Source organism: Alkaliphilus pronyensis, from assembly GCF_009017275.1.
In the GTDB taxonomy this organism is placed as follows: Bacteria; Bacillota; Clostridia; order Peptostreptococcales; family Natronincolaceae; genus Alkaliphilus_C; species Alkaliphilus_C pronyensis.
In genome coordinates this window covers 1-24,222 of the sequence record NZ_WBZC01000001.1, presented here as the reverse complement: position 1 = coordinate 24,222, position 24,222 = coordinate 1, and the positions used below count along the sequence as shown (strand labels likewise).

21 protein-coding genes are annotated in these 24,222 nt (G+C 35.1%); 19 read left to right on the top strand and 2 right to left on the bottom strand.

From position 1 onward, the window contains the following. Nucleotide 1 precedes the first annotated feature (1 nt). The 4 genes from F8154_RS00105 to spoIIR all read left to right on the top strand — a co-directional run bounded on the left by F8154_RS00105 (nt 2) and on the right by spoIIR (nt 4,604). Nucleotides 2-1,582 carry a spore germination protein gene (locus F8154_RS00105; protein WP_151859547.1) on the top strand — a complete coding sequence of 527 codons (1,581 nt, stop codon included), beginning with the start codon at nt 2-4 and terminating at the stop codon, nt 1,580-1,582. Beyond that, a complete protein-coding gene (locus tag F8154_RS00100; protein ID WP_151859546.1) occupies nt 1,582-2,694 on the top strand; it encodes a GerAB/ArcD/ProY family transporter in 1,113 nt (370 codons plus the stop codon). Before F8154_RS00105 ends, F8154_RS00100 begins: the two co-directional genes overlap by 1 nt. Beyond that, nucleotides 2,687-3,853 carry a Ger(x)C family spore germination protein gene (locus tag F8154_RS00095; RefSeq protein ID WP_151859545.1) on the top strand — a complete coding sequence of 389 codons (1,167 nt, stop codon included), beginning with the start codon at nt 2,687-2,689 and terminating at the stop codon, nt 3,851-3,853. The genes F8154_RS00100 and F8154_RS00095 overlap by 8 nt, the downstream gene beginning before the upstream one ends. A 91-nt stretch (nt 3,854-3,944) precedes the next feature. Then, complete coding sequence (gene spoIIR, locus F8154_RS00090; protein ID WP_151859544.1) at nt 3,945-4,604, top strand: stage II sporulation protein R; 660 nt, start codon at nt 3,945-3,947, stop codon at nt 4,602-4,604. 28 nt (nt 4,605-4,632) lie between these two features. Here spoIIR and F8154_RS00085 read toward each other — a convergent pair whose 3' ends face one another. Next, nucleotides 4,633-5,937, bottom strand: a complete 1,305-nt coding sequence (locus F8154_RS00085; RefSeq protein WP_151859543.1) for a helix-turn-helix domain-containing protein — start codon at nt 5,935-5,937, stop codon at nt 4,633-4,635. 167 nt (nt 5,938-6,104) lie between these two features. Here F8154_RS00085 and F8154_RS00080 point away from each other — a divergent pair, with 167 nt between their 5' ends. The 4 genes from F8154_RS00080 (at nt 6,105) to F8154_RS00065 (ending at nt 9,964) form a co-directional block, all read left to right on the top strand. After that, nucleotides 6,105-7,196: a D-alanine--D-alanine ligase gene (locus tag F8154_RS00080; protein WP_151859542.1), complete on the top strand. Its 1,092-nt coding sequence runs from the start codon at nt 6,105-6,107 to the stop codon at nt 7,194-7,196. A 20-nt stretch (nt 7,197-7,216) separates the two neighbouring features. Next, a complete protein-coding gene (locus F8154_RS00075; RefSeq protein WP_151859541.1) occupies nt 7,217-7,645 on the top strand; it encodes a DUF1934 domain-containing protein in 429 nt (142 codons plus the stop codon). Nucleotides 7,646-7,850: 205 nt separating this feature from the next. Continuing rightward, on the top strand, nt 7,851-9,092 hold the full coding sequence (locus tag F8154_RS00070; RefSeq protein ID WP_151859540.1) for an MFS transporter: 1,242 nt from the start codon (nt 7,851-7,853) through the stop codon (nt 9,090-9,092). 83 nt (nt 9,093-9,175) lie between these two features. After that, complete coding sequence (locus F8154_RS00065) at nt 9,176-9,964, top strand: XdhC family protein (protein ID WP_151859539.1); 789 nt, start codon at nt 9,176-9,178, stop codon at nt 9,962-9,964. Between the two features lie 129 nt (nt 9,965-10,093). Here the strand turns inward: F8154_RS00065 and F8154_RS00060 are convergent, their stop codons facing one another. Beyond that, entirely contained in the window at nt 10,094-10,894 is an 801-nt protein-coding gene (locus tag F8154_RS00060; protein WP_151859538.1) for a DUF4097 family beta strand repeat-containing protein, read from the bottom strand. Nucleotides 10,895-11,499: 605 nt separating this feature from the next. On the opposite strand from F8154_RS00060, the gene F8154_RS00055 reads away from it, so the two are divergent. From F8154_RS00055 to F8154_RS00005, 11 genes are all read left to right on the top strand, one after another. Beyond that, nucleotides 11,500-12,633, top strand: coding sequence for a THUMP domain-containing class I SAM-dependent RNA methyltransferase (locus F8154_RS00055; RefSeq protein ID WP_151859537.1), 1,134 nt, complete (start codon nt 11,500-11,502; stop codon nt 12,631-12,633). A 106-nt stretch (nt 12,634-12,739) separates the two neighbouring features. Next, entirely contained in the window at nt 12,740-14,137 is a 1,398-nt protein-coding gene (locus F8154_RS00050) for a sigma-54 interaction domain-containing protein (RefSeq protein ID WP_151859536.1), read from the top strand. 242 nt (nt 14,138-14,379) lie between these two features. Next, a complete protein-coding gene (gene kdd / locus F8154_RS00045) occupies nt 14,380-15,417 on the top strand; it encodes an L-erythro-3,5-diaminohexanoate dehydrogenase (RefSeq protein ID WP_151859535.1) in 1,038 nt (345 codons plus the stop codon). A gap of 20 nt (nt 15,418-15,437) precedes the next feature. Further along, nucleotides 15,438-16,694, top strand: coding sequence for a lysine 2,3-aminomutase (gene kamA, locus F8154_RS00040; RefSeq protein WP_151859534.1), 1,257 nt, complete (start codon nt 15,438-15,440; stop codon nt 16,692-16,694). 61 nt (nt 16,695-16,755) lie between these two features. After that, nucleotides 16,756-17,799, top strand: a complete 1,044-nt coding sequence (gene kamB, locus F8154_RS00035) for a lysine 5,6-aminomutase reactivase subunit KamB (RefSeq protein ID WP_243141107.1) — start codon at nt 16,756-16,758, stop codon at nt 17,797-17,799. Then, on the top strand, nt 17,789-19,429 hold the full coding sequence (gene kamC, locus F8154_RS00030) for a lysine 5,6-aminomutase reactivase ATPase KamC (RefSeq protein ID WP_151859533.1): 1,641 nt from the start codon (nt 17,789-17,791) through the stop codon (nt 19,427-19,429). Before kamB ends, kamC begins: the two co-directional genes overlap by 11 nt. A gap of 158 nt (nt 19,430-19,587) precedes the next feature. Next, nucleotides 19,588-21,153, top strand: a complete 1,566-nt coding sequence (gene kamD, locus F8154_RS00025; RefSeq protein ID WP_151859532.1) for a lysine 5,6-aminomutase subunit alpha — start codon at nt 19,588-19,590, stop codon at nt 21,151-21,153. Then, nucleotides 21,144-21,899, top strand: coding sequence for a lysine 5,6-aminomutase subunit beta (gene kamE / locus F8154_RS00020; RefSeq protein WP_151859531.1), 756 nt, complete (start codon nt 21,144-21,146; stop codon nt 21,897-21,899). The genes kamD and kamE overlap by 10 nt, the downstream gene beginning before the upstream one ends. 240 nt (nt 21,900-22,139) lie before the next feature. Then, the gene (gene xerA, locus F8154_RS00015) at nt 22,140-23,159 is read left to right on the top strand and encodes a site-specific tyrosine recombinase/integron integrase (protein WP_151859530.1); all 1,020 of its coding nucleotides are present in this window, start codon (nt 22,140-22,142) and stop codon (nt 23,157-23,159) included. A gap of 351 nt (nt 23,160-23,510) precedes the next feature. Further along, a complete protein-coding gene (locus F8154_RS00010; RefSeq protein WP_151859529.1) occupies nt 23,511-23,825 on the top strand; it encodes a GNAT family N-acetyltransferase in 315 nt (104 codons plus the stop codon). Then, the gene (locus tag F8154_RS00005) at nt 23,822-24,001 is read left to right on the top strand and encodes an N-acetyltransferase (protein ID WP_151859528.1); all 180 of its coding nucleotides are present in this window, start codon (nt 23,822-23,824) and stop codon (nt 23,999-24,001) included. Before F8154_RS00010 ends, F8154_RS00005 begins: the two co-directional genes overlap by 4 nt. Nucleotides 24,002-24,222 lie beyond the last annotated feature (221 nt).

Below are 24,222 nucleotides of genomic sequence, written 5' to 3'. Positions count from 1 at the left end.
AATGGGTTTATGGAAAAAACTCTTAGGCAATAAAGGAGAGAAAAAGCAAGAGGAAGGTCAAGCCCCCCATAAGAGCATTGAAATGAACATAAAAACCATTAAAGAAATACTTAAGGACTGTGACGATATTGTTTATCGAGAGGTAGAGGTGGGAGTAGAGAATAATGTAAAGGCCGCCATAATATACACCGATGGAATGATAGATAGGAACCTATTAAACAATTATATACTCAATAATATAATGCTAACGGTTAGAATGACACCACCTAGTCCAGAGGATATTAAAAAGCAGATAGCAAGCCATTTGAAGGATCATAGCCTAGCAGTAAGTGAAATGAAGGAAGTTGAAACAATCGATGAAGGTGTAACCAGTATTTTAAGTGGAGATACAGTATTACTTATAGATAATTATGACAAGCTTATTATAGTTGCATCAAAGGGCTGGCAGGCTAGAGGTGTTTCTGAGCCAGTTACAGAAATAGTAATTCGTGGACCTCGTGATGGGTTTGTAGAAACCTTTAGGGTAAATACCGCACTAATAAGAAGAAGAGTACGGGACCCAAAGCTAAAGCTCAAGGCACAACAGGTTGGAGTCAGATCAAAAACTGATATGGCCATTATATATATAGAGGATATTGTCAATAAAAAAATACTAAAGGAAGTAGAAGAGCGAATTAAGACAATAGATATGGACGCCATATTAGATAGTGGCTATATTGAGCAATTGATTGAAGACAATTGGCTTTCACCCTTTCCTCAAATTCAAAATACCGAAAGACCAGATGTTGCTGTTGCAGCCTTATATGAGGGAAGAATAGTTATACTTGTAGATAATAGTCCCTTTGCCTTAATAGCACCAACCACACTAAATGCAATGCTACAGTCTGCTGAGGATTACTATGAGCGTTGGAATATAGCTACTGCAGTAAGATTACTAAGGTACTTAGCAGCAATAATCTCATTATTATTGCCATCATTATATGTGGCAATAACCTCCTTTCATCCACAAATGATACCAACCAAGCTTGCCCTATCCATAGCAACAACACGACAAGGGGTACCCTTTCCAGCTATTGTAGAAGCCCTTATTATGGAAACTACAATAGAGCTATTAAGGGAAGCAGGGGTAAGACTACCTGGTCCCATAGGGGCCACCATAGGTATAGTTGGAGGCTTGGTAATAGGTCAGGCGGCTGTAGAAGCAGGTATAGTTTCACCTCTAATGGTGATAGTTGTTGCCGTTACCGCTATTTCATCCTTTGCAATACCCAGCTACAATGTAGCAATAGGTTTTCGGCTGCTAAGGTTCGGCTTTATATTTGCTGCAGGCTCCTTTGGCCTATATGGTATTTCTTTAGCTAAGCTACTTTTACTAAGTCATTTATGTGGCTTAAAGAGCTTTGGAATGCCCTACCTACACCCCTTCGTAACCTTTGTTGAGGATATAGGAGACATTAAGGATACTGTTATTAGAGCCCCAATGCCCAGTATGAATAATAGAGAGTCGATTGCAAACAAAAATGAAAGAAATCGGCTTGATGATAAACAGGAAGAAGAAAAATATAAGGAGGAGGAGGAGTAATGTTTTCCAACAACGACAAAATATCCCCTTCACAAATTGCTAACGTTTTAGTCTTGATGATGCTTGGGACGGGTATTTTAACATTACCTAGAACCTTAACTGAAGCGGCTGCCACCGATTGGTGGATTGTACTTATCATTGGAGGTTTAGGTATAACCTTAATTGCAATTGCCCAGGCCTATATAGTAAAATCCTTTCCAGGTAAAAGCTATATGGAGATAATAAGTGCAACACTTTCGAAGCCAGTAGCCTATATATACATTATATTTCTAGTGCTTTTTCTTATCATTTTAAATGGTTTTTTAGTAAGGATTTTAGCAGAGGTTGTAAAAATGTTTCTCTTACTTGCAACCCCACTGGAGGTTATTATACTAAGCTTATTACTGGTGATTGTATATCTTGTACGTCAAGGGATAGAAGCCTTAGGTAGGCTGGCAGAGCTGCTACTACCTATAATATTAGTTTTATCATTAGTTTTAGTTGCATTAACAATCGGAAATAGTGATTATACTAATTTACTACCAGTTTTTCAAATATCCTTTACCGATGTAGTGAAGGCATTACCTGTGGTTTTATTTAGCTTCTTAGGCTTCGAGTTTGTTTTAATATTTGGAACCTATGTAAATAAAACCAATGAGCTAACTAAATATACAGGTGGGGCAGTGTTAGTTATCCTTTTCCTATACATAATATTAAATTTAGCCACAATATTAACCTTTGGCACAGTACAAATTACACATTTGATTTGGCCAACCCTATCCCTATTTAAAACAATAGAATTTCCTGGGCTATTTATAGAAAATGTAGAGGCTCTAGTAATGGCATTATGGGTAATTATTGTATTTATGTCTATTGCACCGGTTTTATTAGCTAAGGTAGTATTATTAACAGATCTAATTAAAGGTAAGGAGTTTAACTACTTGGCACTCCCTTTAATACCACTAATTTACTTTGTCTCCTTGGTTGGAGATAATTTAGCAGAGGCATATATGCTGTTGGATATGTTTACATTATATGCTGCAACCATAGTAGCCTTTATATTTCCTACCTTAATTCTAATTGCTATGCTTGTAAAAAAGAAATTGAAAAGGGAGGGCAGTACCAGTGAATAAAAAGCTATTTTTATTATGTATATTAATTACTTCTATAGCCATAACTGGGTGCTGGGATAGCATAGAAATAGATGATAGAACCTTTATAATGGCATTAGGCATAGATGTTTACAAGCCAACGGAGGAGGAAAAAAACATTGAGGATGAAAAAAAATATTTGCCACAACACACTAGACCACCTGTTTCACTAACCTATGTGGCATCAAAGCCTATTTCTGCTGGTGGTGAGGTGGAGATTGCAAACATCACCATGAGCAGTGTTTCCCATAGTAGCTTCACTGCCAAAAGACAAATGATATCAAGATCAGATAATGAGCTTTTTTTAGGACATCTAAAGGCTGTGGTCTTAGGAGATGAGCTTGTAAAAAATCCCATGCTTTTTAGGGAAACCATGGATAGAATAGAAAAGGACCCCTTAATAAGCCGTAGAATTTCTATGGCGGTTGCAGATGGCACAGCGAAGGAAGCACTGGAAATAGAAACAGAGCTGGAAAAAAACATTGGAAAATTTATCAGTAGCTTGTTTATAAGACAGGAACGTAGCAATAGAGCCCCTGTAGCAGATGCAGGAGATATACTTACTACACTCCATAAAAATGGCAATGTATTAATTCCTCGATTAGTCTATTCGGATAAAGAGATTAAAATAGGTGGAGCAGCAGTTATTAAAGATTATAAGATGGAGGGCTGGATAGGAGAAATGGAGTCATTAGCCTATATGATTATTACAAATAATCTAATGACCACAGCTTTAAATCATAATATGGATGACCTTATTATTCCCTATACCTTAACAGAAATAAAAACTAATATAGAGGCTGAGAAAGAGGGGGATAATATTAAGGTGGTGTTATCTGTAATAGGTGAAGGAGATATAGACGGCTTATATTTTAATCCAGAGGAGGATGTACTAGACCCTAGCTTTGTAAAAAAGGTTCAAGATGGAATTTGCAAAGATATACAGAAATTAATTATAGAGGCAATTAAGGTTTTTCAGAAGGATTACCAGATAGATATATTTCAATTTGGCGATTATTTTAGAAAGTATAAGCCTGATGTTTGGAGAGATATTGAAAAGGATTGGGAGGAAATATTTACAGAGCTTGAGGTTGTGGTTGAAACTGATATATTTATGAGAAGGGTAGGCTTATCAAGATAAAGAAACTTAGCCACAATATACTGTATATTTTTTCCCCTGCTTGTACATAATGAAAATATAACAAACTAATGGAGAAGCAGGGGGAATTTAAATGCTCAAGAAATTAATAATATTGGTTATTATTGGTGTATTAGGGGTTACTGGTTACTTTGTCGCCCCAAAAGATACCCTAACCCATAATACCAATTATGCCAACACCAAGCTTATAAGATTCCATGTAATTGCCAATAGTGACTCACCACAGGATCAACTATTAAAGCTGAAGGTTAAAGAGCAGATTATTAAGGAAATGGCAGAGGAATTAGAAGGGGCAACTACAATTCATGAGAGTAGAGGTATTATAACAAAAAATCTTGAAAACATAAGAGAAACAGCAGTTAAGGAACTAAAAAGAAATAAAGTAGAGCACCAGGTTAGGGTAAGTCTTGATAAACATCAATTTCCAACAAGAAGGTATGGAGATATAGTTTTAGCGGCTGGAACCTATGAAGCATTAAGGGTGGAAATAGGAGAAGGCAAAGGACAAAACTGGTGGTGCGTTATGTTTCCACCCCTATGCTTTATAGATGTTAAAAGTGGATTAATTGATGAAGATACAAAAAGTCAGCTTAAAGAGGTTTTAACAGAGGAAGAATATGAGTTGGTAATGTCTGATGTGGGTGAAAATCAATTACCCCTTCAATTAAGATCTAAGATATGGGATTGGCTTAAGGCCTCTAAAAACCAGATATTTGAGTGGGCAAAGCTGTAAAGAAACTCAGGCTAAAGAACCTGAGTTTTTACATATTACATAGCTTATTTAGGTACCATAGGCTTTTATCATTATTATCTAAGCTACAGTATAATGCGGCAAGCCTAGAATATATTCTATAATAACTTGACTTATCAGCTGCCATATCAACAATTGCCTCTGCCTTTACTAAGCTTTCCTCCATTAACCTATACTCCTTATGATAATAATAAATATCAGCATAGCATAGAAAAATCTCAAGCTCTGTATCTACCTCTGACAGCTGCTTAGTTATATAATGGGCCTCCTTTAATATATCAATTGCTTTTTCTGTTATATTAAGCTTTCTATAGCCCTGTGCCATTTCCAATAGGAATAAATGGGGTGAATTCTCAATCTCATCCTTAAGACTATAGGCCTTATTTATATATTCAATGGCTAGGTCTTTTTTTTCTAATAAGCGGTATGCAGCTGACATGCTACTATATAAATATGCTCTCTTTTCTGGAGACAGCTCATAAATCTTATTATTAAGCCTGTCGTATAGCTTAAAAGCCTTTTCAAAATTACCAATATCCCTATAAATATCAGCCTCCATTAAGGAAACCTCATCTACATATTCATCCTCAACATTTTTTAACTCCTTAAAGGAATATAGCTGTTGAAGGGCTAAATCGTATTGCTTGGAGCTTTTATAACAAATTATAAGATTTATTATAGCCTCCAGCTGAATCTCATCAGCATTACTGGTGTTATTTTCAATAGCAATTCTTTGGGCCTTATTAAAGTATAGCTTAGCCTCCTCTAAGAATATTTTTTTCAAATAGCATTTACCAATACCCATATATATTTTAGCCCCATCTTCATAGTCCTTTGCCTGAAGTATGTATTCTAAAGCACTAAAATAGTCCATTAAAGCAAGGTTATATTTTTTAATGTGATAATGAAAATTCCCCTTATGGAATAATATTTTCGATATATCCTTCTTTAAAAACCAGATTTTAGCTAATTCTGTCATCCTATTAAAAATATCGTATATATGATTATGCTCTAAATTCTTTTTGCTTTTTAATAGAAGATTAATGCTATCTAACTGCTCTTGAATTATTTTTTGAACCTGCTCCTCTTTAGATTCCAGCAGATACTCAGGTGTAATGGTTTTTCCTAGGTTTTTGTAGTAATAGTTAAGCTTTTTTGCAATTATTGTTGCCGTTTGTGGACTCAAAGACCTTTTACCACTTTCTATCATACTAATTAAACTTCTGGTAATCTGGTCTCCCGTCAATTCATCCTGTTTAAGTCCTATGTCCCTACGAAGCTTTTTAATCTTTTCACCTACACTTAATAATTCCAAGACTCATCCACTCCCAAAATTTTAATTATTACCCTTAATATACTAAAAGTTTAACTATAAATCAATCTTTTTGTTAACTATTATTGAAGAAGGCTTAAATTATCTATTAGTTGAATAATAGTTTAAACAGGGGTAGAATATTAATAGTAATGAAAGTAGGTGAAGGAATGAAAAAAACAAATGTAATGGTATTATTTGGAGGTAAATCCCATGAACATGAGGTTTCCTTGATGTCAGCAGCTTCAATATTAAGGGCAATTAATAAAGAAAAGTACAATATTATTCCCGTTGTTATAACTAAGGAGGGTAACTGGCAAAGGTATAACTCTACTGTTAAGGAAATAGAATCGGGGGAATGGGAAGGAATTAAGAATATGCTACTAAATGATGAGAAAACTTCTTCAGTATCTTTAATTCCCCAAAAATCAAACAGTGGCTCTATAGCTCTTGGTGGCACTGTAGAGGATATTGATGTGGTTTTTCCAGTATTACATGGCCCCTTTGGCGAAGATGGAACTATACAAGGTTTACTAGAGACTATTAATGTACCCTATGTGGGTGCTGGTGTATTGGCATCTGCTGTTGCTATGGATAAGGCTGTTGTAAAAGCTTTGTTTAAGGCAGAGGATATACCTCAAGCAGACTATACTGTAGTTTACAGAAAAAAGTATGAAGAAAGCCCAATTAGAGAATTAGAAGCAATAGAAGAAAGGCTAAAGTATCCTGTCTTTGTAAAACCTGCAAATCTTGGTTCTAGTGTTGGAATAAGCAAAGCTAGAAATAGACAGCAACTAATGGCTGCAATTGAAGAGGCGTCAAGGTATGACAGAAAAATTGTTATAGAAGAAAACATAAATGCAAGAGAAATAGAATGCTCAGTATTAGGAAATGATGAACCAATAGCTTCATTACCAGCAGAAATAATTCCCTCCCATGAATTTTATGATTATCAAGACAAGTATTTTGACGGTAAGACCCAGTTTATTATTCCAGCTGATTTACCAAAGGAAACAATAGAAAAAATTAGGAGCTTAGCCATTAAGGTATATAGGCTAATAGATTGCAGTGGATTAGCTAGGGTTGACTTTTTTATAGAGAAGAGCACAAATAGAATACTAATAAATGAAATAAACACAATGCCTGGTTTCACTAAAATAAGCATGTACCCTAAAATGTGGGAGGCAAGTGGCATAAAATATGAAGAGCTAATTAACAGATTAATTGATTTGGCCATAGAAAGATTTAACGAAAGAAATTAATATAGGAAAAGGTTGATATTATGAAGAATGAGTTATTGATTAGAGTTTCAGGAGTACAAAAAGATGATAAGGGTGAAGAAAACAAAATACAGCTAACAACAGAGGGAGTAATATATAAAAAGAGTAACAGTATTTTTATAGTATATAGGGAGTCAGAGATATCAGGCATGGAGGGAACTACCACCACCTTAAAAATAGAAGGTGACAATAGGGTTTCATTAAAAAGATATGGTAGTAATCAAGCATTTATGGTATTCGAAAAGGGCAAGAGATGCAAAAGCCCATACAATACTTTATTTGGTAACTTTCAAATGGAGGTCTACACAAATAATCTGGAAGTCAATATATGTGAGGACTTTAGGCATGGAGATATAGATATTAGTTATAATTTAAGGATTTTAGGATTAGTTGAAACAAGCAACAGCTTAAATATTAGCTTTAAAGCATAGTAGCAATTATTAGTCTATACCAAAAGCTAGCATTGGTGTGGGCTATTTTTTAAATATTATATTAAAAATTTTTTAAAAAAATTTTATATTATAGACAAATAACGACATACAAAAGAAAAAGATTTGATATAATGTTTATGATGCATATAGAAATTATTACCATAAACTTTCAAACAACAAATATGGGGGAGGGTAATTTTGATTAATGGAAAAATATATCAAAATGCTAAAGAACAAAAATTTTAGTCTTCTATTTTGGGGACAAACAGTATCAGAGATAGGTTCCTATATAAATTATATTGGATTAACCTGGTTAGTGCTAAATGCAACTGGTGAAATATTAAAGCTCAGTATGCTTATGGTATTTTTAAAGCTGCCTTCAATAATAATTGGACCTTTGGCAGGGGTATGGGTAGATAGGTGGAATAAAAAAGCTATTATAATAACTTCTGATATTATACGTGGAGTGCTGTCTATTCTGCTTGTTTTTACAGGCAACATAAATTTTATTTTTTTAATTGTATTAACACAAGGGATATTCGATGCCTTCTTCTCTCCTGCAATAAGAAGTATAGTACCTAGAATAGTAGATAAAGAAGAGCTTATGACGGCAAACTCAATGACAACCTCTGTAAATCAATTGGCTACCCTGATAGGTCCAGCTATTGGTGGGGTATTAGTTGGGCTGTTTGGATCCTATATAGTATTTATTATAAATGGAGTATCATTTCTAATTTCTGCTATATTTGAAATGTTTATAAAAATTCCTAAGGCAGAAAAGGTAGAAGGTGTAAAAGAGAATACATTTAAAGAAGATTTAATTGAGGGCTTTAGCTACATATCCAAAAGTAAATCTATCAAGTTTATAATTGTCTTTTTTGCCATCGCCTCTTTACCCTTTGGAGCAGTACCTGTTTTAAATGTTGCCCATATAAATAGCTTAGGTTTTTCAGCTGAGGCCTATGGGTTAGTTACTGCAATTTTCAGTGCAGGACTATTGACAGGAGCCCTGTTAATTGGCTCATTAGATAACAAAATGAAGGAAATAAATATGATTGTTTTTGGAATAGGTGGCTTTGGAATAAGCTATATACTATTTGCTGTGTTTAAGTATCTGTTCCTTATGGTTATCTTTGTGTTTATATGTGGTATATTTATGTCTATGGTGAATATAGCTTATGGGGTATATCTACAAAAAAATGTAGAGGCTTCTAAGCTAGGAAGAGTATTCAGTATTGACATTGCAATAGGTAATGTTATACTTCTGGCGTCTATGCTGCTGACTGGATTCTTGGCCGACAGAGTAGGTGCATATTTATTAATGATTGGCTGTGGAACAATAATAATAATTCAGACCTTAATAACCTTTAACATAAGGTCGTATAAGGAATTAACCAGTAACCAATTGGCAAGCAACGAAATGTCAACCTCCTCTAAAACAGTATAATATACCACCTACACTGCTATAAAGGATTTTAAGCTCCTTATATGGAATTAACAATAAAGAATGTACACTAATGGGAGGGAGCAATGTTAATGATTATGGAAAAGCTATTGGAGCTAATAAAGATAAGAAAGCCCTTTGTGCTGGCAACTGTAATAGAAGCAAAGGGATCTTCACCAGGAAAAATAGGCTTTAAAATGATTTATACAAAGGACCAAGAATTATATGGCACTGTTGGTGGAGGCTTGGTGGAGGCTAAGATAATAGAAGAGGCTCAAAATGCCTTAGAGACCAATAAAAGCACTACACTTGAATATGATTTATCACCAGGGAATAAGGGTATTGGAATGCAATGTGGAGGCACTATGAAGGTTTTTTTAGAAGTGTTTCTTCCTAAAGCAAGGCTACTACTTTGTGGTGGTGGTCATGTGGGATATGAAATTGCAAAAATAGCAGAAATTTTAAAGCTAGAAACTATATTGCTGGAGGAAAGAAGCAGCTTCGCCACCGAAGACAGATTTCCTAATATTAAAAGGATAGTAAAAGAGGACTATAGGGATGCTTTAAAGGAAGTAAAGGTAGATGAGTATACCTATGTAGTAATTGTAACCAAGGGGCATTTAACTGACCAAGTAGTTTTAGAGGAGATAATTGATAAGCCAGCTGCCTATGTAGGACTAATGGGAAGCAGAAGAAAAAAAGAAGAGGTTATGAAATATATGAAGAGTAGGGGCTACTCAGATAGTATTCTTGAAGGAGTCCACTGTCCCATTGGCTTAGATTTAAATGCTGATACCCCTGAAGAAATAGCTCTTTCAATTATAGCAGAGGTAATTGCAGTAAAAAATAAAGGTAAAGGCGGCTTTTTAAAGTGAAATAATCGATCAGCATATAAATAAACCCCGACTCTGTTTTACTGTTAGAGACGGGGTTTGTTGTATTTACTTAACTATAATTCATATAATTCAAGCATTACACATATACAGGCTGCTATAAGCTTTGCTTTAACCAATTTCAAGGGTAGATGTAACTGTTTCAACCTTTATATTATTATATGTTAAGTCTGTCAATTGGCTTCTTTTATCTATAAGCTTACCAGTTACAGTGGTAAGCACTGGCAGACCTTGCAAACTAGCATCACCAATATTAATATCACCAACAACAGATTTTATTACCAATGTTTTTTTTGCATCCAATCTATTAACATCAATACTTCCAGTTACAGTATCCAAAGAGACATCTGATGATAAGTCCTCTATTCTAATATTTCCCGTAATAGTTTTTATAACTGCTTTGTTACAGGATAAAGATTTTGCCTTAAAGCTTCCTCCTAAAGATTCATAATTTATCTCATTAATATTGTTTGGTGCTTCTATTGTTAAGCTACCACAATGGCTTTTTATGGATAAGACTTCTTGATAATTGGCTGGTATAGAAATATCTAATGCAAGATTAGAATCAACAACCTCATATGAGTTATGATAATCCTTAATTTCACCTGATAACACTGATTTATTACTATTAACAAGCAAACTAGGTGTAACGAATGGATTTGATGTAGTAATTCTACCATGTAAATGTAATCTGATAACATCCTCCTCAGAGGTAACCACACGTATATTTCCTCTCCTGCAATTAAGAGTTATTGCTTTAATATTATCCATAGGGCTTTCTTCAACATCATCAATAATGTAATGATGCAATTTCTTTAAAACTCTATTTTTATGCTTTGGCATTGTGTCTTTAAAGCTTAAAGGAAATGGAATAGAAGAATCCTTCAGTTGACCAACAATATCATATGCCATTTTAATAGCCTCCTGTATACTTTTATAATTAAAATATAAACCTACTTATATATTACCATAAAAATAGGTAAATCCTCCTAGTTTTTTTCAAAAACATAGTAAAAAATACCTACAATATAATAGCATATCTCAGCGGCGTTACTAATACTCCCGCTTCTTAAGCGGGAGATAAGTGCCGCCAAGCTTCGAAATAAGTGCAGCTAGAGTTCAGGTGGAGTAAAAACTCCATCTGAACTAAGTTTTCTTTATTATTAAATGGGGATTTTAGTATTCTAATATTGTCTGATATAATAAAGTTCAGTAATATAATAATATTGTTATTAGCAATTAAAAAAATTACCTATATTCAAATAAATACTATGTAGAATAATTATTAATAATATTAAGAAAGCTAAGTAATCATCCTTAAACAACATAACAAGGTGCTAATTTATCTCAGCGGCATTACTAATACTGCCGCTTCTTAAGGGGGAGATAAGTGCCGCCAAGCTTCGAAATAAGGGCAACTAGAGTTCAGGTGGAGTTAAAACTCCATCTTAACTGAGTTTTCTTTATTAGTATATATACTTAAATACTTTAGAAAAAGAAAAGAGGTTAATCTTAAAATGGAAAAAATACAACTAATTGCAACAGCTGCCTTTGGATTAGAAGCAGTGGTTGCTAGAGAAGTAAAGGCTTTAGGCTATGATGAAGTTGCTGTGGAGAATGGCAAAGTTACATTTACTACAGATTTATCAGGAATATGCAGAAGTAATCTTTGGCTTAGATCTGCAGATAGAGTCCTTTTAAAGGTTGGAGAGTTTAAAGCTACAACCTTTGAAGAATTATTTGAAAATACAAAAGCATTGCCCTGGCATCAATGGATACCAGAGGATGGACAATTTCCTGTAGAGGGTAAATCTATTGGTTCAAAGCTCTTCAGTGTTTCAGATTGTCAAGCAATAGTAAAAAAGGCTGTTGTAGAAAGCATGAAGGAAAAATATAAAATAGATTGGTTTAGTGAAGGGGCTGGTAAATATAAAATTGAAGTAGCCCTATTAAAGGATATAGCTACACTGACAATAGACACCAGTGGAGCAGGACTTCATAAAAGAGGCTACCGTACCCTATCAAACAAAGCACCTATTAAAGAAACCTTAGCTGCAGGGCTTGTGCTGTTAAGCTATTGGAATCCTGATAGGGTTTTAATTGATCCCCTTTGTGGGTCAGGAACCATCCCTATAGAAGCTGGCTTAATAGGCAAGAATATAGCCCCAGGAATAAATAGAAACTTTGTATCAGAGGAATGGAATGTTATACCTAAAAGTTTATGGTGGGAGGCAAGAAAAGAGGCCCACGATCTTGCCCAATATGATAGACCCTTAAGGATATATGGCTCGGATATTGACGGTGAAGTCTTAAAGCTTGCAAGATATCATATAGGTGAGGCAGGATTAGAAGACGATATCCATGTACAAAGGCTAGGTGTAGAGGACTTAGCATCAAGATTCCAGTATGGGTGTACTATTTGCAATCCTCCCTATGGTGAACGAATAGGAGATTCTAAGGAGGTAGATAATCTTTACATAAACATGGGTAAGGTTTTCACCTCAATGGATACTTGGTCCCATTACATAATCACCTCACACCCAAGCTTTGAAGGCTTATATGGCAAAAAAGCCGATAGAAAAAGAAAGCTATACAATGGAAGGATACAATGTACCTACTACCAGTATTATGGACCTAGACCTCCAAAATAGTAAAGAAGACCAACAGCTTATTTGATTAATTTAGATAAATAAGGTAAAATATAATTAATGATGCCGAAAAATCGGCTATTTTAAGCTGGAAAGTGGGCGATGGTCAATGAATAAAATTTTTACCCAAAACCATTTAGAAACGCTGCTGGACCACATAGGAGAGGGTATACAAATAATAGACAGAAAAGGCAGCATTATATATTGCAATCCTGCAGCAGCAAGATTAGATAATGTAAGCAAAAACATAGCTACAGGAAGGCATATATTAGAGGTATATCCCTCCTTAACAGAAGAAACAAGCACCTTACTTCAAGTTATTAAAACTGGCAAACCGATTTTAGACCTTCAACAAACCTTTGTAAATTACAATGGCTTTAAAATTACAACAGTTAATTCCTCTATTCCAATAATTGAAGGAAGCAAAATATTGGGTGCAATAGAAATATCAAAGGACATTACTGCTGTTAGAGAATTATCAGAGAGGGTTTTAGATTTACAAAAGCAGCTTTATAAGGATGAAGACTCAAAAAAACTAATGTCTAAGGGTAATGCAAAATACAACTTTATGGACATAATCGGTCAGAGTCAAGAGATACAAAAACTAAAAGCTAAGGCCCTTAAGGCTGCCGACAGCTTGTCATCCATTATGATTTATGGAAATACTGGTACAGGAAAAGAATTAGTAGTTCAGTCAATTCATAATGCCAGCAGCAGACGAAATAAGCCTTTTATTGCTCAAAATTGTGCCGCCATACCAGCTACCCTATTGGAAAGCATATTGTTTGGTACTGTTAAGGGAACCTTTACTGGTGCAGATAACAGACCGGGTTTATTTGAATTGGCAGATGGAGGAAGCTTGTTTTTAGATGAAATAAACTCAATGCCAATAGATCTACAGGCAAAGCTATTAAGGGTACTAGAAGAGGGCCATATAAGAAGAGTAGGAGATATTAAAACCCGTCAAGTAGATGTTAGAATTGTTGCTGCAATGAACATAAATCCCCTAGAAGCATTAGATAAGAATTATATAAGGAGTGACCTTTTTTACAGATTAAATGTCGTTTCCCTACGTGTACCAGATTTAAAAGAAAGAAAGGGAGATATACCTTTATTAGTTGACTTTTTCATAAAGCTATTTAATGAAAGGTTAGAAAAAAAAGTAAAGGGTATTAATAGTAGGGTTTTGGATGTCTTTTATTCATACTGCTGGCCTGGAAATGTTAGGGAGCTAAAGCATGTGATAGAAGGAGCAATGAATGTATTAGAAGGAGATATTATAGAAGAAGTGGATTTACCCTACCATTTACAAAGAAGTCAATTAATTGGCTTAAACAAAAAAGAGGATCAACCTTCACTAAGGAAAAGTCTTGAAATAGCAGAACGTAACTCCATAAAAAATACCCTTTCAGAGGTTAGGGGTAATGTAACTAGTGCAGCTAAAATACTTCAAATACCTAGACAAACTCTGCAATATAAAATTAAAAAATATAAGCTAAATCAGTAGAGATATTAATAAATTGCCTAAAACTCGGCAATTTTTTTATATCCAGAGAACTCTACCTTATAATAGCTTAGATATTATGTGGGTTTTTATGCTTTGTAATACCTACTACTGGCTTCAATATAGCTTAATTATTATAAGATGTGGGGAAGCTTAAAAGTGGCACAGTTATTGCAAAATTTCATTCATGAAATTAAGTTTAGAACAAACAATAATAAAGTATAAAAAGAATAGGGGGAAGTAAGGTGAAAAAAGGATGTCCATACGGAACACATAGAGTTATTGAGCCAAAGGGAGTATTACCACAGCCAGCATTAAAAATTGACAATGACATGGAAATATATGACAATGAAATACTGATTGATGTTATCACATTAAATATTGATTCCGCCAGCTTTACACAGATAAAACAAGAGGCAGAAGGCGACGAGGAAAAGATTAAAGAAATAATGCTGAAGATAGTTGAAACAAGGGGTAAGCATCAAAACCCAGTTACTGGATCAGGTGGAATGCTTATTGGAAGGGTAGAAAAAATTGGGCCGTCCCTTGAAGGGAAAACCAAACTAAAGGTAGGAGATAAAATAGCTACTCTTGTATCCTTATCATTAACACCCCTTAAGATATATGAAATTTTAAGGATGAGAAAAGACATTGATCAAGTGGATATAAAGGGAAAAGCAATTTTATTTGAAAGCGGAATCTATAGTGTTATACCACAGGATTTACCTGAAAACTTAGCCCTGTCTGTACTTGATGTGGCAGGTGCCCCAGCTCAAACTGCCAAGCTAGTTGCACCTGGACACAGGGTGGTTGTTATAGGTGGAGGTGGTAAATCAGGAATGCTCTGTCTTTATGAAGCAAAAAAGAGAGCAGGTATTACGGGACAAGTGATTTGTATTGGGCCAAAGGAAAAATCCATTGAACTGCCAATAAAACTCGATCTAGCAGATACTTATATAGTAGCAGACGCTACTAATGCTGTAGAGGTAATGGAAAAGGTAAAGGAAGCTACAAATGGTGAAATGGCAGATGTTGTTATAAATTGTGTAAATGTTGAAAACACAGAAATGGCCAGTATATTGGCGGCTAAAAATGATGGGTTAATTTACTTCTTTAGTATGGCTACAAGCTTTACGAAGGCTGCATTAGGTGCAGAGGGAGTAGGAAGAGATAATACTATGATTATTGGAAATGGGTATACGAAGGGTCATGCTGAAATAGCACTTCAAATTATGAGGGAAAGTGCAGAATTAAGGAAGGCATATGAAGAGCTATATGCATAAAAATAGGAGGGAGAGATTTAATGGTAAGCTACAAAGAAATAGACTTATGGAAGGATGTAACAGAGGAACAATGGAAGGATTGGCATTGGCAGGTAAAAAATCGTATAACAAATGTTGAGGATCTTAAAAAGGTTATTCATCTTACTTCCGAAGAGGAAGAGGGAATAAATGAATGCTTAAAGTCATTGAGAATGGCTATAACTCCATATTATATCTCTATTATGGATAAAAAGGACCCAGCCTGTCCCGTTAGAAAACAGGCTATTCCCCTTACAAATGAAATTAATCAAAGTGATGCAGACATGGAGGACCCTCTACACGAAGATGCCGATTCTCCTGTCCCTGGACTAACACATCGTTATCCCGACAGAGTGCTGCTGTTGGTTACTGATATGTGTTCTATGTATTGTAGACATTGTACAAGAAGAAGATTTGCAGGGCAACAGGATAGTGGATTGCCTATGGATAGAATAGATGCAGCCATCGAATATATTGCAAAAACCCCACAGGTAAGGGATGTACTTCTTTCAGGAGGAGATTGCCTATTAATATCAGATGAAAAGCTAGAATATATCATAAGTAAATTAAGGGCTATTCAACATGTGGATATTATTAGACTGGGCTCAAGAACTCCAGTGGTTATGCCTCAACGTATAACAGAAAAATTCGTAAATATGCTAAAGAAGTATCATCCTATTTGGTTAAATACTCATTTTAATCATCCAAAGGAAATTACTGAAGAGGCTATAGGAGCTTTAAAATTATTGGCGGATGCTGGTATACCCTTAGGAAATCAATCGGTGCTTCTAAGGGGAATAAATGATTGTGTGCATATTATGAGGGATTTGATTCACCTACTGGTTAAAAACAGAGTAAGGCCCTATTATATATATCAATGTGATTTGTCTATGGGTATTGAGCATTTTAGAACTCCTGTAGCAAAGGGAATAGAAATAATTGAAGGACTAAGAGGTCATACTTCTGGCTATGGAATTCCAACCTTTGTTGTTGATGCACCAGGTGGCGGTGGAAAAATTCCAGTAATGCCAAACTATCTTATTTCTCAATCGGCCAATAGAGTTGTTCTAAGAAACTATGAAGGTGTAATAACCACCTACACAGAACCAGAATATTATAAAGAAAGCTGTCAATGTGACGTATGTACAGGTAAAAAGCCCCATAAGCTACAAGGGGTTGCTGGGCTTTTACAGGGGCATACAATAGCAATGGAACCAGCTAATTTAGAACGACATAATAGAAGTAAAAATAGAGGATAATGGTTAGAACACAGGGGGACAAAGCAAAGGTCCTCCTGTATTTGAATAGGAGGAGTGCAGGTTGCTACTGCTTAGAAATGTAAAGAAGGATTACCAAACAATTTCAGTGGTTGGTATGGCAAAAAATGCTGGAAAAACAGTTGTATTAAATAGATTAATTGAAGAAGCAGCAGAGCTTAATACTCCTATAGGACTAACCTCAACAGGAAGAGACGGCGAAAGAATAGATATTGTCACTTTAACTGAAAAACCCACTATATATATTTATGAGGGTACTATTGTTGCAACCGCAAAAGCTACACTACTTAAAAGTGAAGCAAAGCTAGAAATTCTTGAGGTGACAGACTACAATACACCATTGGGTACTGTAGTTATAGCAAGGGCATTGACTAACGGATTAGTAGAAATAGCAGGACCCGATACAAATAGCCAGATTAAAAAGGTAGCTGAAAAAATGAGGAGTTTTGGTGCTAAGCTGGTTATAGTAGATGGTGCTATAAACCGAAAAACCTCAGCTGCACCTTCAATTACAGATGCAACCATATTAGCAACCGGAGCAGCTGTTAGTAGAGATATAAACAAGGTTATATCAGAAACACAGCATCAAGTCCACTTGTACTCTATAGAGGCAATAGCTCCTCAAGACAAAATGGAAATCGCCACTAAAATTATAAATGACAAAAAATATGCCACTATCGATAAGAACTTTAATATTACATTTATAGCTATATCCACCTCTTTAAATAATGGTAAAACAATTGCAGGCTATATTAATGAAAACACCAACTACGTTATACTCAGTGGATCATTAGTTTCAAAAACAATAGATGATATAATTTCTGCCACACCAAATTATAAAAGGGTGGTTTTTGTGGTGGAGGATGCAACTAAGATTTTTATATCACAAAGGGATTGGTACCTACTGGCAAAAAGAGGAGTAAAAATTAACGTGGTTAATAAAATAAATGTTATTGCAGTAACAGTAAACCCACTATCTCCCTACGGATATGGGTTTCCACCAGAGGATTTTTTAAATAAAATGAAGCAGGCACTCCTTCCCTTGCCAGTTATGGATGTAATGATGGAGGATATTTATGATAAGTAATAGTTATATGGTTCCAGAGACATTAAAGGCTATAGGCTTAGACAAGGTATTAAATATGTTATCTATAATCACACCCTATGGTAAAAGGGCAAAGGAGGCCTTAGCTCCATATTTTGCTAAGGACATAGGTGAGCTAAAGGAAATACTAAATAACTTTGAGTTTTTTAAAAATACACTAGAAGCTGAAAAAGGACTTTTGCCACAGCTTAAGGATAATTTACAGCAATATAAAGATTTACAGGGAACCTTTGAAAGATTAAAGGCTGGTGAGGTCTTAGATGAAGTTGAGATATATGAGATTAAGGCACTTGCCTATAGCTTAATAAAGCTGGAGGAGATTTTAAATAATTGTCAGCTTAAAAAGCTTAAAATAATTAGTCTAAAGCCTATGTCAAAGCTTTTTAAACTACTAGACCCAGATAATAAAGGAATTAAAAGCTTTTATATTTATGATAGCTACAATACAGAGTTAAGGAATATAAGACAGACCATAAAAATGTTAGAGTCAACAATCCTTAAGGAAAGTAAAAAAGCAAGAGAAGATATAACAAAGGAGTTTGGAGTTAGAATTAGACCAAATGGTGAAATTACAGTATTTAAAAATGACAGCAAAACCCTTCATGCCTTGGCCAATAGCCCAAAGGTCTATTTAGCCTTTGAGGGACTAAATAGCTTTAGCTATAAGGTTAAAAGCCCTAAAGCCCTAAATGATTTAACACTAGAGATTGAGGATACAAGGCTAAAGGAGGAAGAGCTTGAACTTCAAGTTAGAGTGGAACTGTCCCGCAAAATAAAGGAATGGCTGGAGGATGCTATATATAATACAACAATAATTGGCGATTTAGATCTATTAATAGGTAAATATGTGCTTAATATAAAGATAAATGGAGTAAAGCCCCACTTAGTAAATAAGCCCGTCATAAAAATAAAGGAAGGAAGACATATCCTTGTTGAAAAGCTATTAATTGATAAGGGAAAAAAATATACACCTATAGACCTTCAATTAAATACTGGGGTCACCCTAATAACAGGGGCAAATATGGGTGGGAAAACAGTTACACTAAAGCTAATAGCCTTAATAATGGTTATGGCACAATTAGGCTTATATGTACCAGCCAAAGAGGTGGAATTAGGGGCAGTAGACTTTATTCACCTATCAATAGGTGATCAGCAATCGATAGAAGCTGGCTTATCTACCTTTGGAGCAGAAATAAAAAGCTTGCAACAAGCTATTGAAAGGGTCAATGAAACAGGTCTAATATTAATGGATGAGCTAGCCAGAGGAACAAACCCAAAGGAAGGCTATGCCATCTCCAAGGGAATAATTCAATATCTAAAGGCTAAAACCACTATATCAGTTATAACTAGCCATTTCGATGGCCTGTCAGAAATAAAAGAGGTTAAACACTTACAGGTAAAGGGCTTGAAAAGAGAAGAAATAGATTTAGAAATGGTAAAGCTTAGGGATGGTAAATATGATGAAGGATTACTAGAAAACCACATGGATTACAGTTTAATAGAAGTTGAAGGAAATCAAACAGTACCTAAGGATGCAATATTCATCGCTAAGCTAATGGGACTAAATGAAGATATAATTTTAGAGGCTGAAAAGGCTATAAAGAAAACTTAGTTCAGATGAAGTTTTTACTCCACCTGAACTCTAGTTGTACTTATTTCGAAGCTTGGCGGCACTTATCACCCGCTTAAGAAGCGTGAGGGTTAGTCACGCCGCTGAGATAAATTGATTAGAAGTTAAGCTACAATAATTTATTGGTAGGAGGAAAAGGGATGATTAGCAAGTTAAAGCTTGATGCAAAAGCTATTGAAATGGCTAGAAATGCTGCAGGAAGTATAGCTGAAGATGTTCAAAATTTTATAGACCAGCATACAACAGTTGCAGTTGAGAGAACTATTGCTCGTTTGCTGGGAATTGATGGTGTGGTTGACGGAGAATATCCTCTACCAAATACAATAGTAGATCACATCATTAAGGGAGGAGGACTTGGACTAGGTGTTGCATATTGGTTAGGAAATACAATGGTTTATACAGGTAATAATCCGCAGGAAATAGCAGAGGCTGTGGCCAGTAATCAGTTAGAATTAACGAAGATTCCACCACAGGATATAACGAGGGTTAAAAATGCAATACATGAAATTGCCCAGAAGGCAGCAAGTAAAATATGGAGTAATAGACAAAAACGACAAGAGCGTATAAACACCATTGGTGAAGGCAACAAACCATATCTTTACGTTATTGTTGCAACTGGAAATATATATGAGGATGCACTTCAAGCACAGGCTGCAGCCAGACAAGGGGCTGATATTATAGCTGTTATCCGTTCAACTGCTCAAAGTCTATTGGATTACGTACCATACGGAGCTACAACGGAGGGGTTTGGAGGTACCTTTGCCACTCAAGAAAACTTTAGAATAATGCGTAAAGCATTAGATGAAGTAGGTGAAGAGGTTGGAAGATATATTAGATTATGCAACTACTGCTCAGGTCTATGTATGCCAGAGATTGCAGCTATGGGGGCTATGGAAGGGCTAGATGTTATGCTTAATGATGCCCTATATGGAATACTATTTAGAGATATCAACATGCAAAGAACATTCGTAGATCAATATTTCTCTAGGGTTATTAATGGCTATGCAGGCATTATAATAAATACAGGAGAAGATAATTATCTTACAACGGCAGATGCTGTTGAAGAAGCCCATACAGTACTGGCATCACAATTCATTAATGAACAATTTGCCCTACAAGCAGGTATTCCAGAAGAACAAATGGGGTTAGGGCACGCCTTTGAAATGAATCCAGATTTACAAAATGGATTTTTGCTAGAACTGGCACAGGCCCAAATGGCTAGAGAAATATTTCCCAAAGCACCACTAAAGTATATGCCCCCGACTAAATTTATGACGGGTAATATATTCAAGGGACATGTTCAAGATGCACTATTTAACCTAATATCAATATGGACAGGGCAAGGAATACAGCTGTTGGGAATGTTAACGGAAGCTATTCATACACCCCATATGCAGGATAGGTACTTAGCAATTGAAAATGCACAGTACATCTTTAATAACTGTAAGGATTTAGGTGAGGAAATAGTATTTAAGGAAAATGGTATTATACAGAAAAGGGCCCAGGAGGTTTTAGTTGAAGCCAGTGAGCTTCTAAATCAAATTAAAGAGGATGGTCTATTTAAAACTATAGAGGAAGGAAAATTTGGTGGAGTAAAACGTTCAAGAACTGGCGGCAAAGGACTAAAGGGAGTAATACCTATTGAAGAAGGTTACTTCAACCCATTTATCGATTTAATGCTAAGGGAGGAGAGAAGATGTCAATAGAAAACATTGATTTTAGAAGAGTGAAACCCTATGGTGATACATTAAATGATGGAATGGTTCAATTAAGCTTTACTCTACCAGTGCCCTATGGAGAGGAGGGGAAGGAGGCTGCCCGTCGCTTAGCCCATAGTATGGGATTAGATGAGCCTAATGTTGTTTATTCAAAGGATATGGGTGGTGGCTTTAGTTATTATATAATGTATGGGAAATGTCAGCATACTGTTGATTACTCCTCTATTGAAGTGGTAAAAATGGAGGTAGATACCCTTTCTATGGAGGAGGTAGAAGAGTTTATTGGAAAGAACTTCACCAGAGATATAGTGGTTATAGGAGCCTGTACAGGAACAGATGCCCATACGGTAGGAATAGATGCTATTATGAATATGAAGGGCTTTGATGGCCACTATGGATTAGAGAGATACAAGGGCATTGAAGCATATAATCTGGGGAGTCAGGTGCCAAATGAAGAGCTTGTTGCTAAGGCCATAGAGCTGAAGGCAGATGCAATATTAATTTCTCAAGTTGTGACTCAAAAAGATGTTCATATACCTAACCTAACCCAATTAGTAGAACTACTAGAGGCTGAAGGTATACGTGACAAGATAGTATTGGCCTGCGGAGGACCAAGACTTAGTCATGAGCTAGCAAAGGAGCTGGGCTATGATGCAGGCTTTGGAAGTGGTAGCTATGCAGAGGATGTTGCTTCCTTCGTAGTAAATGAAATGGTGAAAAGAAACTTAAAATAGGTTAGTAGAAGCATGGTTTATATAGCTATGCTTTTTTTGTTGAAAAGATTAATTAGAGATATAGCTTATGCTCAAGATTCTCAACCCCCAAAAGATATAGTGAACAAGTATACTAAAACACTAATTTGTCGATTTTTGACGATATATTATTACAAATTTAGAAAAATTTACACAGGAAAGTAGTAGCTTTTGTTGAAAACATAACATAGAAAATATTAATAATAGGGGATGGTGGAAGTCATGGATTTTAAAATAAATGTGTTATTAAATGAAATATATGTGACATTCCCCTATTCAAAAAAATATGTTGAAAAGCTCCGACAGATTGGAGGCGGAAGATGGAATTCCACAGAAAAACGTTGGGAATTTCAGTATTCAGATGAGGTTTATAGCAAACTAGAAGAAATAAAAAGAATGTATAATAATCAAAGAGTACAAGTTGTTGTATCGGAGTTCCTTAATTCTTTAAAGCTTAAGGGCTATAGCCAAAATACAATAAAGGCCTATAAGGGTCACTTTGTAAGATTCCTAGAGTATATTGAGTATGACACCTGTAATATAAATAGTCAGTCAATAAAACAATACTTGTTATATCTTTTGGACAAAGAATCCCTTTCCCACTCTTATATTAATCAGGCTATAAACTCAATCAAATTCTATGTGGAATATGTAGCTAATGATATAGAAACTGTTGAAAGAATTATAAGGCCTAAAAAACAAAAAAAATTACCCCAAGTTCTCAGTGAAACAGAAGTAAAGAAAATATTTGATGCAGTAACTAATCACAAGCATAGGCTTTTGTTGAGATTAACCTATTCTGCTGGACTAAGGGTTAGTGAAGCTGTTAATCTAAAGTTAAGTGACATTGATAGCAACAGAATGCTTCTAAAAGTTCATCAAGGTAAAGGTAGAAAAGATCGATATACAATACTATCAGAGGTTGTTTTACAGGAGTTAAGAGAGTACTATAAAAAATACAGGCCCCAGCAATATATATTCGAGGGCACTGATAGCACTAACCTAACTGAAAGAAGTGCCCAAAGAATTTTTAAGAATGCTTTAGAGAAGGCTGGTATAAAACGAGAGGTGGGCATCCATTCACTAAGACATTCATTTGCAACTCATCTACTGGAAAGAGGTACAGATCTAAGATACATCCAAGAGCTACTGGGTCACAATAGCTCAAAGACAACAGAAATATATACCCACGTTACTAAAAAATCGCTGAAGAAAATAATTAGCCCAATAGATAGACTATAAAATTTAAGCTTACCTATATAGGCTATATATACGACACTACGTCAGATATAACTACTATAGGGAGGTATATACGACAGTCGCAGATGAAGTAGTTATAGGAAATAGCTATATCAGAGATGCTTATTAGGGTTTATTGAAAAATAGGTAATAACAACCAAAGTATATGTTTGGATTTTAAATTTTGTAAGAACTAATAGATTCAAATTATTTACTAAAAAAAATTAGCATTTCCAAGACTTAGAGAAACTACAAAATATAATTGTGCAAGCTTTTTTAACTTTAATTAAGTATTCATATGCAAGGTAGTAATATTTTACAATGTAATGATATCAATAGGAGGATAAGACCACAATGTTTCAAATTGAGAAGATTGGTTATGACAAATTGGAAATTCTTTTAAGTATGTATAGGGAAAAAGCTGAATGGTTAATTAAAATTGGGCAGCCTATGTGGAACACGAAGTTTCTTGAAAAGAAGGAATTTATTAAAAAATATAATGATCCAGATTGTTTTATTGGATATATAAATAACATTCCGATAGGTGGATTTATTTTAGTAAAAAGTAATGATTTTTTTTGGGGACCTAATAGTCACTTAGGAGCTTATTATATTAATAAAATTGTTGTCAAGAAGGAATACACAGGACAAGGTAATGCGGAAAAATGATAAATTGGATAGAAGAATATGCTAGAACAGTTGGGAAAGAAAAATTAAGGCTAGATTGCTATGAAGATAGAGAGTATTTGATCCAACTATATACAGGTTGTGGATTTAACTTAGTAGAAGTAAAGACTATGCCAGACGGTATAAGAATAGCACAGTTTGAAAAAAGCTTTAATTAGAAGAGTATATGTAGGAATGTTTTGGTAGTCTTATTCTTATAAGATGTCGCTACTTCCTATAACAATGTGTTTACGGGAGGTGCTGGAGTGCACGTTTCTAGGGAAAGGTCAGCGCACCACATCCCTTCACCGGGAGCGAAGCTCCGCCAGGGGGGAGTGTCAAGAGGGTCCGGCTCAGGTACGTCGTAAACACTGGAACGTTATATGAAATTTTGTGCAAA

Coding starts and splice junctions, on each gene's coding strand:
- F8154_RS00105 (WP_151859547.1), top strand. CDS start 2: ATGGGTTTATGGAAAAAACTCTTAGGCAATAAAGGAGAGAAAAAGCAA.
- F8154_RS00100 (WP_151859546.1), top strand. CDS start 1,582: ATGTTTTCCAACAACGACAAAATATCCCCTTCACAAATTGCTAACGTT.
- spoIIR (WP_151859544.1), top strand. CDS start 3,945: ATGCTCAAGAAATTAATAATATTGGTTATTATTGGTGTATTAGGGGTT.
- F8154_RS00080 (WP_151859542.1), top strand. CDS start 6,105: ATGAAAAAAACAAATGTAATGGTATTATTTGGAGGTAAATCCCATGAA.
- F8154_RS00075 (WP_151859541.1), top strand. CDS start 7,217: ATGAAGAATGAGTTATTGATTAGAGTTTCAGGAGTACAAAAAGATGAT.
- F8154_RS00070 (WP_151859540.1), top strand. CDS start 7,851: ATGGAAAAATATATCAAAATGCTAAAGAACAAAAATTTTAGTCTTCTA.
- F8154_RS00065 (WP_151859539.1), top strand. CDS start 9,176: ATGTTAATGATTATGGAAAAGCTATTGGAGCTAATAAAGATAAGAAAG.
- F8154_RS00060 (WP_151859538.1), bottom strand. CDS start 10,894: ATGGCATATGATATTGTTGGTCAACTGAAGGATTCTTCTATTCCATTT.
- F8154_RS00055 (WP_151859537.1), top strand. CDS start 11,500: ATGGAAAAAATACAACTAATTGCAACAGCTGCCTTTGGATTAGAAGCA.
- F8154_RS00050 (WP_151859536.1), top strand. CDS start 12,740: ATGAATAAAATTTTTACCCAAAACCATTTAGAAACGCTGCTGGACCAC.
- kamA (WP_151859534.1), top strand. CDS start 15,438: ATGGTAAGCTACAAAGAAATAGACTTATGGAAGGATGTAACAGAGGAA.
- kamC (WP_151859533.1), top strand. CDS start 17,789: ATGATAAGTAATAGTTATATGGTTCCAGAGACATTAAAGGCTATAGGC.
- kamD (WP_151859532.1), top strand. CDS start 19,588: ATGATTAGCAAGTTAAAGCTTGATGCAAAAGCTATTGAAATGGCTAGA.
- kamE (WP_151859531.1), top strand. CDS start 21,144: ATGTCAATAGAAAACATTGATTTTAGAAGAGTGAAACCCTATGGTGAT.
- xerA (WP_151859530.1), top strand. CDS start 22,140: ATGGATTTTAAAATAAATGTGTTATTAAATGAAATATATGTGACATTC.
- F8154_RS00010 (WP_151859529.1), top strand. CDS start 23,511: ATGTTTCAAATTGAGAAGATTGGTTATGACAAATTGGAAATTCTTTTA.
- F8154_RS00005 (WP_151859528.1), top strand. CDS start 23,822: ATGATAAATTGGATAGAAGAATATGCTAGAACAGTTGGGAAAGAAAAA.